Annotated in this window: 12 protein-coding genes and 1 other RNA gene; 3 read left to right on the top strand and 10 right to left on the bottom strand. The window is 41.3% G+C overall.

Going from position 1 to position 12,289, the window contains the following annotated elements; genetic code table 11:
- Positions 1-30: 30 nt before the first annotated feature.
- The 6 genes from FC30_RS08455 to FC30_RS08430 all read right to left on the bottom strand — a co-directional run bounded on the left by FC30_RS08455 (position 31) and on the right by FC30_RS08430 (position 5,903).
- The gene (locus FC30_RS08455; RefSeq protein WP_010689076.1) at positions 31-1,311 is read right to left on the bottom strand and encodes a solute carrier family 23 protein; all 1,281 of its coding nucleotides are present in this window, start codon (positions 1,309-1,311) and stop codon (positions 31-33) included.
- A 139-nt stretch (positions 1,312-1,450) separates the two neighbouring features.
- Positions 1,451-1,993: a bifunctional pyr operon transcriptional regulator/uracil phosphoribosyltransferase PyrR gene (gene pyrR / locus FC30_RS08450; protein WP_010689077.1), complete on the bottom strand. Its 543-nt coding sequence runs from the start codon at positions 1,991-1,993 to the stop codon at positions 1,451-1,453.
- Positions 1,994-2,150: 157 nt separating this feature from the next.
- Positions 2,151-3,056, bottom strand: coding sequence for an RluA family pseudouridine synthase (locus FC30_RS08445; RefSeq protein WP_010689078.1), 906 nt, complete (start codon positions 3,054-3,056; stop codon positions 2,151-2,153).
- Between the two features lie 25 nt (positions 3,057-3,081).
- Positions 3,082-3,531, bottom strand: a complete 450-nt coding sequence (lspA, locus tag FC30_RS08440; RefSeq protein WP_029507320.1) for a signal peptidase II — start codon at positions 3,529-3,531, stop codon at positions 3,082-3,084.
- Positions 3,532-3,696: 165 nt separating this feature from the next.
- Positions 3,697-5,355 carry a formate--tetrahydrofolate ligase gene (locus tag FC30_RS08435; RefSeq protein WP_010689080.1) on the bottom strand — a complete coding sequence of 553 codons (1,659 nt, stop codon included), beginning with the start codon at positions 5,353-5,355 and terminating at the stop codon, positions 3,697-3,699.
- Between the two features lie 176 nt (positions 5,356-5,531).
- On the bottom strand, positions 5,532-5,903 hold the full coding sequence (locus FC30_RS08430; protein ID WP_010689081.1) for an EbsA family protein: 372 nt from the start codon (positions 5,901-5,903) through the stop codon (positions 5,532-5,534).
- A 112-nt stretch (positions 5,904-6,015) separates the two neighbouring features.
- On the opposite strand from FC30_RS08430, the gene FC30_RS08425 reads away from it, so the two are divergent.
- Positions 6,016-6,393, top strand: a complete 378-nt coding sequence (locus FC30_RS08425) for a ribonuclease HI family protein (protein WP_010689082.1) — start codon at positions 6,016-6,018, stop codon at positions 6,391-6,393.
- Here FC30_RS08425 and FC30_RS08420 read toward each other — a convergent pair.
- From FC30_RS08420 to FC30_RS08410, 4 genes are all read right to left on the bottom strand, one after another.
- A complete protein-coding gene (locus tag FC30_RS08420; RefSeq protein WP_010689083.1) occupies positions 6,390-7,526 on the bottom strand; it encodes a THUMP domain-containing class I SAM-dependent RNA methyltransferase in 1,137 nt (378 codons plus the stop codon). The two genes, FC30_RS08425 and FC30_RS08420, sit on opposite strands and share 4 nt — an antisense overlap.
- A gap of 106 nt (positions 7,527-7,632) precedes the next feature.
- Positions 7,633-8,007, bottom strand: an RNA gene (rnpB, locus tag FC30_RS09385) — RNase P RNA component class B.
- A gap of 18 nt (positions 8,008-8,025) precedes the next feature.
- Positions 8,026-8,367: a cell division regulator GpsB gene (gene gpsB / locus FC30_RS08415; protein WP_004047746.1), complete on the bottom strand. Its 342-nt coding sequence runs from the start codon at positions 8,365-8,367 to the stop codon at positions 8,026-8,028.
- A gap of 100 nt (positions 8,368-8,467) precedes the next feature.
- Positions 8,468-9,022, bottom strand: coding sequence for an SLOG family protein (locus FC30_RS08410; protein ID WP_010689084.1), 555 nt, complete (start codon positions 9,020-9,022; stop codon positions 8,468-8,470).
- A gap of 133 nt (positions 9,023-9,155) precedes the next feature.
- Here FC30_RS08410 and recU point away from each other — a divergent pair, with 133 nt between their 5' ends.
- Both recU and FC30_RS08400 read left to right on the top strand, forming a co-directional pair.
- Complete coding sequence (gene recU, locus FC30_RS08405) at positions 9,156-9,758, top strand: Holliday junction resolvase RecU (RefSeq protein ID WP_010689085.1); 603 nt, start codon at positions 9,156-9,158, stop codon at positions 9,756-9,758.
- 210 nt (positions 9,759-9,968) lie between these two features.
- Positions 9,969-12,284 (top strand): transglycosylase domain-containing protein, encoded by a 2,316-nt coding sequence (locus FC30_RS08400; RefSeq protein WP_010689086.1) that lies wholly within the window; start codon positions 9,969-9,971, stop codon positions 12,282-12,284.
- Positions 12,285-12,289 lie beyond the last annotated feature (5 nt).

Genomic DNA, 12,289 nt, shown 5'->3' with positions numbered 1-12,289 from the left:
GTTCCACATTTTACTTTCCACTGATTATTTTTATCGTTCACTAAAAGCATATTTTGGTAAGATCAAGTTCAAACCGATCCCAAAGATCGTTGCTAAAGCAATACTTGTCAATTGGAAATTCCCTAATTGAAGGTATGTTCCGCCGACACCCACGACTAAGATGACTGAAGTGATCACTAAGTTGCGTTTCAATGCATAATTTACTTTATTATCAACTAAGATCTGTAGACCATTGGAGGCGATCATCCCAAAGAGTAGAAATGAGATCCCACCGATAACTGGACTTGGGATCGATTGGATCAAGGCTGAGATCTTACCACAAAAACTAAAGACGATCGCAAAGAAGGCTGCACCTCCGATTACCCAAACCGAATGGACCTTTGACATGGCTAAAACACCAATATTTTCACCATAAGAAGTGGTTGGCGGCCCACCAGCAAAACCAGCGATAATACTTGAAAAACCATCACCCAGTAACGTTCGATTCAAACCTGGATCTTTGAAGAAATTGCGCTTAGTCAATTTATTCAAGACCATGATATGTCCCATATGTTCAGTCATCGTCACAAAAGCGATCGGTGCCATCCCCAAGATCGCTGCAGGATACCATTTAAAGTCATAATTGATAAACATTACATCGAATGCTGGTAACGTGAACCATTTGGCCTTAGCAACAGCTGTAAAATCTACGATCCCCATCATAACAGCAAAGATATACCCGCCGATGATCCCAAGCAAAACGGGGATCATGCTTGGAAAGCCACGTAAGAAGATGTTAAAGCCGATCGTCAATAGCAAGGTAAAGATCGCAACGCTGAAAAATTTCAGATCGTAATTCGAATTGTTCAACATCGCATCATTAGCCGCCGTCGTAGCAAGTGAGAGCCCGATAACGATGATGATCGGCCCCACAACGACCGGTGGTAATAATTTATCGACCCAACTTGAACCAAATTTACCAACGATCAAAGAAACGATCACGTAAACCAATCCGGCTGCGATAGCCCCCTGACCGACAGCCGGGTAGCCGTAGTTTTTCATCAAAGCTTGCATCGTCATGATAAAAGCAAAACTCGAGCCTAGATAAGCTGGGATCTTAGCTTTGGTACACAGCAAGTATACGATCGTCCCGACACCGGAACAAAAGAGCGCGATACTTGGATTCAGACCGATCAGCAACGGTACGAGCACAGTGGCTCCAAACATCGTAAAGAGATGCTGGATCGATAAGACTAACCAATGCGGAAAACTCGGCTTATCGTTGATATCTAATAGTGCATCTTTATTTCTAAAAACTTCTTTTTCTGACATAAAATAATCTCCGTTCTATTTTTCTAAGAAAAAAAGCCCGAAACATTACATTTCGGGCTCTAAAAGGTAGACTTAATCCATGATGTCTTAAGCCTAGCAACCTTTTTTGCCCTCTCTGGAGTCAATTAAAATGGTCGTTTTATTTGATTGTCTTCAATTCGATCCCGTCTTTACCATCGATCTCTTCGACATAGACGGAAACTTCTTCATTTAATGAGGTCGGAATATTTTTACCAACGAAATCGGCGCGGATCGGCAATTCGCGGTGGCCCCGATCGACCAAGATCGCTAAGTTGATCGTCTTTGGTCGACCTTGATCCATCAAAGCATCTAAAGCCGCGCGGATCGTTCTTCCAGTAAATAACACATCATCAACTAAAATAACATGCTTGTCATTGATATCAAAGCCGATCTGACTATTTTTTACGATCGGTTCATGCTTGGCTTCAGAATCATGATGGACATCATCACGATATAAGGAAATATCTAATTCGCCTACCGGGATCGTAACATCCTCTAATTGTTGCAAGCGCGCTGCGATCCGTTTGGCTAAATAAATGCCGCGGGTCTTGATCCCGACTAAAACGATCCCGTCTACCCCTTTATTCTTTTCAATGATCTCATAAGTCATCCGTGTTAATGCTCGTTTCATCGTAATTGCATCGCTCACTTCTTTTACCAAAGTAAAAACCTCCCTAGGATATTAAAAAAACGCTAGCCTCAAAGAATACACTTCAAGACTAGCGCTAAACAGACCCACTGATAGCGTGGGCATATCGAACCGTACCTTGCTAGCCTCTCTGGACTATTCTTAAAGGACTCACTTATTTATTTATAATCTACTTGATTTCGTTTGTTTTGTCAAGATATGCTAGTTGTTTTTCGAAAATTTCTGGCAGTGGAGCTTCAAAAGTCAAAAATTCACCCGTTTTAGGATGGGCAAAGCCTAATTTAGCGGCATGTAAAAACTGCCCCTTGCCTTTTAACGTCTTCTTTGGACCATACAGCGGGTCACCAACTAGCGGATGACCGGTATATTTCATATGCACACGTATCTGGTGGGTCCGACCAGTCTCTAAGCGACAACTTACCAAGGTGTAGTCTTGATAGCGTTTCAAGACTTTAAAATGCGTCACGGCATCTCTACCACCAGAAACAACAGCTTGTTTTTTACGATCCTTAGGGCTACGTGCGAGCGGAGCTTTGATCGTTCCCGAATCTTCTTTGATCCGTCCATGAACAAGAGCGATGTATTCACGTAAATTAGTCTTATCTTTTAATTGCTTAGCCAAACTGCGATGTGCTTGATCATTTTTAGCGACCATCAAGAGCCCTGAAGTATCTTTGTCGATCCGGTGCACGATCCCTGGGCGGTAAGTTCCATTGATCGTTGAAAGCGGGCAATGATATAGCAAAGCATTGACTAACGTATGGTCTTCATGCCCAGGTGCCGGATGCACGACCATTCCTTGTGGCTTATCGACCACGATCACATCATCATCTTCATAAACGATGTCTAAAGCGATATTTTCGGGTTCGACTACGAGCTCTTTGATCTCCGGTTCAGTCAAACTGATCTTATCGCCCGCTTTGACCTTATATTTACCCTTTTGTTGCGTCTCATTGACTAAAATATTGCCCTGCTCCAATAGTTGTTGGATCTGAGACCGCGAATACTGCGGAAAGACGGTCGTTAAAACTTTATCTAACCTTCCTGTCTGTGTAGTGATCGTTGCTTCTATCAATTCATTATCATCCTTCTTTATAGATTTAAACTATCCCTTCATCATCTTTTAGCATCGTGATCAAAATTACGATCACACCTAAAGTCAAGGCGCAATCAGCAATGTTGAAGATTGGAAAATTGATAAAATCCAATTCAAACATATCGACCACGTATCCAGAGAAAAGACGATCAAATAAATTTCCGAGCGTTCCACCGATCAACAGTGAAAAGCCGAGGCCATAGCCCCAGTTATAGTGTAATTTCTTAAAATAATAGCCAAAGATCACTAAAGCTACCAGTGAAATAATACTTAGTAACCATCTTTGACCTAACCACATGCTCCAAGCCGCTCCGAAATTTTGCACATACCCGATCGATAGGACACCTGGAATAACTTCATAGCTAACATTAAGTGGAACATTTTGCTGAATATAAAATTTCAACAACTGGTCGGATAAAACTACCGCGACCATCAAACAAATATATAACGTCATCCGATCCATAACCCTTCTAAACTAATGACTAAAAAATCTTTCATTTCAATCTTAACGTAAAAATCGTTGTTAGACAATTATTCAAACAAAAAAGCACCACTGCTGATGCCTTTTAAAGCTGATCTGACCTATCAGCCTCCATTTTTCAGAAAATTGCAAACTATTTTAGTATAAGCCCGTGACCGTACCATCATCTGCTAGGTCCATCCCCATCGCAGCCGGAACTCTTGGCAGACCAGGCATCGTTAAAACATTACCGGTCAAGGCTACGATAAAGCCTGCCCCTAATTTAGGCACAAATTCACGCACATGGATCGTAAAATCAGTTGGGGCCCCAAGTAATTTAGGATCGTCAGAAAGTGAATACTGTGTTTTAGCCATACATATAGGTAATTTATCCCAACTAAGAGTTTTGAACTCGCTTAATTGGCGTAAGGCTTTCGGGCTGAATTCAACGTCCTTACCACCATAGATCTTAGTTACGATCTGCTTGATCTTGTCTTCAACACTATCGTCAGCCGCATACAAACGTTTAGGTTCAGTAACTTGATCACAGCTAGCGATCACAGCTTGAGCTAATTCTTTGGCACCAGCCCCACCTTTAGCCCACACATCGACAACAACGGCGGTAGTGTCTTCTTTAGCGCAAAGCTCAACTAACAAGTCTAATTCGGCTGAAGTGTCTGCTGTAAACTTATTGATCGCAACAACTACAGGAATATCATATTGTTTCATACTTTGAATATGACGCTTCAAATTAGCAAAGCCTTTTTCTAAAGCCACTAGATCTTCATGATCGAGATGGTCTTTGGCCACGCCACCGTTCATCTTCAAAGCGCGTACTGTAGCCACGATCACGATCGTATTTGGCGCCTTGCCTAACTGAGGTACTTTGATATCTAGGAATTTTTCAGCCCCAAGATCAGCTCCAAAACCAGCTTCAGTGATCGTATAGTCAGCTAACTGCAAAGCTGTCTTAGTTGCCAACACACTGTTACAGCCATGTGCGATATTAGCAAAAGGTCCACCATGGATGATCGCTGGGGTATGCGCTAAGGTTTGAACTAGATTTGGCTTCAAGGCATCCTTTAATAACAAGGCGATCGCACCCGTTACGCCTAAGTCGTCAACCGTCACCGGTTCCTTGGTAAAAGTATAACCGATCACGATCTGCCCTAAGCGTTTCTTGAGATCAGCGATATCTTTGGCTAAACATAAGATCGCCATCATTTCTGAAGCTACCGTGATATCAAAACCGTCTTCACGCGGGATCCCTTGGACGACCCCACCAAGGCCGATGACCACATGACGCAAGGCGCGATCATTGATGTCCAATACGCGTTTCCAGATGACCCGGCGCTGGTCGATACCTAGCTTGTTACCTTGATAGATATGATTATCGATCAAGGCTGCTAAAGTATTATTGGCCGTCGTCAAGGCATGCATGTCACCGGTGAAATGCAAGTTGATATCTTCCATTGGAACTACTTGAGAATAGCCCCCACCAGTTGCACCACCTTTCATCCCCATCACAGGTCCTAAAGATGGTTCGCGCAAGGCGATCATTGTTTTCTTGCCTGCTAAACTCAAGGCATCGCCTAAACCAACAGTCACCGTCGATTTTCCTTCACCAGCCGGCGTTGGATTGACAGCCGTCACTAAGATCAACTTTTCTTTAGTCTTTGGACGGTCAGCTAATGGTAATTTGATCTTTGCTTTATATTGACCATATTGTTCGATCTCTTGTTCACTTAGACCCGCTTTTTTAGCGACCTCAACGATCGGTAACATCTCACTTTGTTGTGCAATTTCAATATCTTTCACGTTTACGCTTACGACTATATCATCAAAATGATAAATATAGCTTTTCCTTTCTTTTTTACCTGTATCTTATAGCTAATTCCTGATGAATTTAAGACCAGTATAAAACATATTTCGTGTTTTGTCATTAGTTTTTATAAAAAAGCTAATAAACATAATTTAAACAAACTAAAAGCGAACTATTTTAACAATTCTAGACACTTTTCTTTGCTTTTAGGTAACATCAAAACTGAATAAGTCCGATATTGATCAGTGATCTTCAATTGGCATTTCGTAGCCACGACTGCTTTGATATCGTTACGAGCAATGATCTTATCATTTAAAGATAAAACGCACTTGAATCTCACTTCGCGGTCTGTAATAACTAATTGGCGTCGCCACAATTGGATCGCAGTGACTAGCACAAAGATCACAAAAGCAATTGCGGTCCAGATCTGAAAAACTGTGATCTCTAACCATAAGAACAAACTCAATAAAAAGATCATAAAAGTATAGGACCAACATGTGATCGAACTAGGAATATCAGGTTGACAATAAAATTTTTGTTCCACAGAAAAAACACCTTTCCGTTGCACTAAGTTTCTTTTAATTTTACAATTTGAAGAGGACCACTTGTTTATTGAAGTGGTAATTTAACAATTAATTAAGAAAAGAGCACAGCCCATGGTAAAATTATACACCGATGCCGCAACAAACAAAACACATAGTGCGGCTGGGATCTTAGTTATCGCTGAGCAAAAACAACACCAAATCAAACAAAAGACAACAGCCTCAAATAATCATCAAGCTGAATTTGAAGCTGCTATCTTAGGTTTTGAATATTTGCTTCGACACTTTCCGAATGCGCAAAATGTCTTCTTTTACTCCGATAGTAAGATCGTGATCGATAGCTTAGACAAACGCTATAGTAAGTCATTTGCCCCTGAGTTGACAAAGCTACTCGCACTCCAAGAAAAATTCCCGCTTGTTATCGCTCAGTGGATCCCTGACAAGCAAAACACCGGCGCGCATAACCTCGCTTTACAAGCTTTAAAAGCCTAATTGCGAGGCTTTTTTTGGCCCCAGTATTGGAATAGATCAGTTCTTAAAGTACCATTATAAAGCTTGCGTCGCTTAGTCGCTTTTTGCCCATAATATTGTTCAAAAGCTAAGTCACTAGTCAAGATATATTTGCTCCAAGTCGTTAATGGACGGTAAAGATCCCCCATTTCTTGATAGAGCTTATGCACGCCAGCCTCATCGCTCAAACGTTCACCGTAGGGCGGATTAGCCACGATCACACCGTATTCTTTATCAGTCTTAAAATCTTTGACAGCCAATTGTTTGAACTTGATACTATGGGATAATCCAGCTTCCATCGCATTTTGCTTAGCGATCTCGATCATCTTACCATCAATATCGTAGCCACAGATATCAAGTTCGATATCATAATTAGCTTCTTGTTCGGCTTTAGCCCGTAATTCTTCGCTCAAGCCAGCCGGCATCCAATCCCATGTTTCACAAACAAAATCACGATTGAAGCCTGGTGCGATATTGTGCCCGATCATGGCCGCTTCGATCGGTAAAGTCCCTGAACCACATACCGGATCGACAAAAGGCTTTTCTGGATACCAATGCGCTAATAAAACGAGCGCTGCTGCCATATTTTCTTTCAAAGGAGCGCCCCCTTTACCAACACGATAACCCCGTTTGAACAAACTGCTTCCAGTCGTATCTAACGTCAATAAGACCTTATCTTTATTCAATGCAACTTCTAAAGGATATTTAGCCCCTGTTTCCGGTAAAAATGACCGGCGATGATATACCGATGAAAGCTTTTCAACGATCGCTTTTTTTACGATCGCTTGTACACTGGGAACGTTGTGCAATTTAGATTTTTGTGATTTTCCAGCAACTGGGAAATTCGCATCTAATGGTAAATATTCATCCCAAGGCAATGCCTTTGTCTTTTCAAAAAGTTCATCAAAAGTCGTGGCTTTGAATTCACCAATGATGATCTTGACCCGGTCAGCTGTACGTAACCAGAGATTGGTATTGATGATATCTTCTACCGTTCCTTGATAGCGAACGCGCCCGTTTTCAACGGCCACTTGATAGCCGAGGTGCTTTAATTCGTTTCCTGTGATCGCTTCGATCCCAGCAGCACAAGTTGCTAGTAAGTTGTATTTCTTCATAATGCTTCCTTTCTGTCTGAGCATAGATTTAATAAATTGATTTTTACATTAAAAAAACTAGGACAAAAGTTTCCTTCCGCCCTAGTCATTTCCTGAATATGTAGTCCTCTATAAGCCACGTTCTGTACGTCATTTAGCCCAGGAGCTAAAATCGGTGGTAATCATCTATCTCCGAGTTAGATAACTCGCCCCCATGATTAGTTCATTTCCGTCATGAAGCGCCCCTACCAAAGTTTGGGTTACCTGCTCGTGGGGTTTACCGCGTTCCACCAATAATGTTTCCACTATTGCTTCGTCACTGTGGCACTTTTCAAGACTACTCGGACATGGTCAAATGACTTTAGCCCTTTTATCTGCCGTTACCATCAAAATGGTACCTTGCCTTATTTTTTCAGCAAGCACGATCACTACAGGCATCGCAGCCTGTGCAAGCTTGGACTTTCCTCAGCCTATATAAAATAGACCGCGATTACCAGAAGACTACACATTATTTACTTATTTAAAAACGATTACTACGATCGTCATCATCATTAAGTTGAGCACCAAAAACATGTCGCTCTAAGTTAGACAACCGCTTTAAAACATCCATATTAGTCATATTCGTCGTTGGACGAGCTGTTTGACCCGAAGAACCGACCGCAACTTGCTTCGTCAATTCATCGACTTTGCTTACTAAACGATCATTTTCCATTTGAAGACGTTGATTTTCTTTAGCGTATGCTTCATAATCTTGGATAACTTGATCCAAAAATTCATCGACTTCATTCGAGTCATAACCGCGTAGACCGCGTGAAAAATTCTTATTTACGATGTCCTTAGGCGTAAGATTTACATTTTCCATCGAAACTGCACCTCATTTACATATTAGGAACTTAACTCATAACGTTCCTTATTATAGCATAATCGTTTGGTACTTGTAAATATAAATTTTTGTATATTTTTTAACGGTCATTCTTTTGTTCCAAATACTGTTCTGCCTCATCTTGAAGCTGATACATATCGATCACTTCAAGCTCATAAGCATGTGCTTGCTGATAACGTTTGATCGCTTCGTAGTCAAATTTTGGCTTCCCGGGAAGCTCTTGGTCATAGATCAAGACTGCTTTATCCGTATGTTCTAACATAAATTGCTGATAATTTTTCAACTGCACTGGCGAACTATATGGCCGTTTACTGACACTTGCACAAAAATCAACTTGTTGTTCTAACTGTGCTAGATGTATCTGTTTATCTTCCTGCCAATTTTTGGAAAATTCTGTATAAGGATACATCAGTGCTGTCTTGATCCCGACATATTCTTGTGTAAAAGAAACTGCTTCTTCTAATGCCCACTGTTCGATCCCCAACTGTCCCCCAGAAATGATCCATTCAAGCCCTAGATCAGCATTTTGCATAAAAATTTTACGTAAACAATACTTTAATACTTCGATCTTAGGGTCATCTAGTTTAAAGACCCCCAATTCATAACTTCGATAGCCACTTACCCATAAACGCACGTGTTTCACCTCGCCAAAATATTTTCTTTATCTTATAATACCACAAATTATTTGCTTTAAATTTTACCCAACTTTTTGCCAATAACTGTTTAAATTTGTTATAATTAACCGGATAGGAGCGTGATATTTATCTATGGTAATCCACTATCCAAACGGCGGCTTGTTCACTACTAAAAATAGTGCGAGTAAAAAAAGCCGCGCCAACAATACTATTTATGGAAAGCGCGGAATGTCGTTAGAAGATGAAATAAACGAAAGCAATAAATACTATCTTTCAGCTGGGATCGCGGTCATTCACAAAAAGCCGACACCGATCCAGATCGTTGATGTTTATTATCCCAAACGTAGTGCCGCAGTGATCAAAAAAGCTTATTTCAAACAGGCTTCTACTACTGATTACAACGGTGTCTATCGTGGCCATTATCTTGATTTTGAAGCAAAAGAGACTAAAAATAAGACCTCTTTTCCGCTCAGTAACTTTCATGCTCACCAGATAAAACACATGAAAGCTTGTCAAGATCAGGCTGGTATCTGCTTTACGATCGTTAAATTCGTCACAACTGACCAGGTGTTTTTAATGCCAGCCGATATTTTATTTGATTATTGGGATGCCCAAGCGACTGGGCGCAAATCGATCCCTAAAGCAGTGATCGAACGCGATGGCTTTGAGATCGATTATGCACTCCAACCACGCATCCCATATCTAAAATACGTTGACCTACTACTTGAAAAGTAGTTCAATGTTTCCCTAGTGGATAAATACGGTTAACTATATCAGTTAGAAAGTTAAAAATGTGTGACTGATACTTACAATAATCCAGTCAGGCAATTTGCCTAAACTACACTTTATCACTATAATTGTAGTACCTAAAATTAAGAAAGGAACGCTATATTCTTTCTGATCATATATTTTATGATTCCACATTTGTATAGTAGCAGTATCGTTATGGATAAAAATCCTAAATACTCGCGCACAAATGGTCCGAAAAAAAATGGCCGTTTAAAGCGTAGCGGTAAGAAAAAAGCTTCACGCGCTGGCAAAAAACCAATGTGGCTCAAGATCTTATTATCCCTAGCAGCCGCTTTAGTAGCTGCTCTAGTGGTCGGGGTCACCATCTTTTTTGTCTACGCAAGCAGTGCTCCTAAATTAAGCGAGCAACAGCTAGAAAGTGCTGGTTCAACGGTCATTTATGATTCAAATGGCAAAAAGATCATGTCTTTAGGGACTGAAAATCGGACTTATGTTGCAGAAAAAGACATCCCACAACAATTAAAAGATGCGGTCATCTCGATCGAAGACCGTCGTTTCTATAAACATCATGGGGTCGACCCATGGCGGATCGTCTCAGCTGCAATGTCTAACGTATCGGGGTCAGCTGATCTACAAGGTGGGAGTACATTAGATCAACAATTGATCAAGCTCTCCTACTTCTCAACTAAACGCTCCGACCAAACGATCAAGCGTAAAGCCCAAGAAGCTTGGCTAGCGATCAATATGGACCGCCAATACAGCAAAGATCAGATCTTGACTTTCTATGTCAATAAGGTCTTCATGGGTGATGGCTGTTACGGGATGCAGACCGCGGCTAAATACTATTTTGGTAAAACATTGGATAAATTAGACTTAGCTCAAACAGCTTTGATCGCCGGGATCCCCAATGCCCCATCCTCTTATAATCCTTATACCAATCCAGAATTTGCTAAAAAGCGGCGGGATGATGTTTTAAATGCGATGGTCGCTAACAAAAAGATCACCCAAGCTCAAGCTAACGAAGCTAAACAAGAAAGTATCACCACTGGTCTAGTAGAGAAAAGCACTTCAAAGACTGTGACCTCAACTGAAAAGATCGCTGATCCATATGTCAAACAAGTTATCGAAGAAGCTAAGAAAAAAGGCTACGATCCTTATAAAGACAGCTTACAGATCTATACTAATTTAGACATGACGATCCAAAAGCGTCTCTATGAGATCGCAAATAGCGATGAATATTTGAACTTCCCAGATGACAATATCCAAGTCGCTTCGACCGTGATCGACCCTGATAATGGTAACGTGGTCGCAATGCTCGGGGGACGTAAGACTGGCGATGTCACCTTTGGACTCAACCGGGCAGTTCAAACTGATCGGACGAATGGTTCTACGGCTAAACCTTTGATGGATTACGCACCTGCGATCGAATATCTCGATTGGGCTACGTATCATCCGATCAAAGATAACCGTTATGTTTATCCTGGAACAAATATCCAGCTATACGATTTTGACCACCAATATAAAGGTTTGATGACGATGCGCCAAGCTTTGATCGAATCACGTAACGTCCCTGCGATCCGGGCTTTAGCCGCAGTGGGGATCACGAAAGCTCAAAACTTTATTTCACAAATGGGCTTTGATTACGATAAGACCTTAGAATATCAAAACGGTATCGGGTTACCTTCTTCGACCTTACAAAATGCTGCTGCCTATGCAGCCTTTGCTAATGGTGGGACGTATTACCAACCACAATATATCAAAGAGATCGTGACTGGTGATGGCGAACGTAAAGAATTTTCAAGCTCTGGTAAACAAGTCATGCAGTCATCAACTGCTTATATGATCACTGATATGCTCAAGGGCGTTATTACTTCACCTGAAGAAACGGGTACACGAGCTAATATCAGCGGTCTATATCAAGCCGGTAAGACTGGGACCAACGCCTATCCATCTGATATCTCGGCTAAATTCCCTGATAATGCTGTAATGGATTCTTGGTTCAACGGTTATACTAAACACTACTCTGTCTCCGTTTGGGTCGGCTATGACCACCAATACGAAGCCGGTAATTACTTGGATAACAATTCAGTTGCTTTAGCATCGCTTTTCTATAAGAGCATCATGACCTACATGTCACAAGGTAAGACTAACACCGATTGGCGCAAACCAAGCAACGTCTATGTTCGCTATATCAATGGTGTTCGTGAACTTTATTTAGCTGGTTCTGCTGCTCCAAGCTCAGAACTTTCTGACAGTTCAAGTTCCAGTCGCTCAAGTTCTTCAGAAACTTCGAGTTCATCGTCTGAATCTTCTTCCAGTTCGGAAAGTTCATCTAGCTCAGAAAGTTCATCAGAATCTTCTTCAAGCTCAAGTAGCTCTGAGAGTCAATCGTCAAGTCAATCTTCTCAACCGGCCGACGATAATTCAAGTTCAGCAAATTCTACCCCACCCGCTGAACCTAGCTCATCTACTGAGCCTCGAACAACAGACGGTGGGAATCCACCACAATAAAAAGC

Source organism: Ligilactobacillus animalis KCTC 3501 = DSM 20602, assembly GCF_001434535.1.
Classification (GTDB): domain Bacteria; phylum Bacillota; class Bacilli; order Lactobacillales; family Lactobacillaceae; genus Ligilactobacillus; species Ligilactobacillus animalis.
This window is presented reverse-complemented; position numbering and strand designations above follow the sequence as displayed.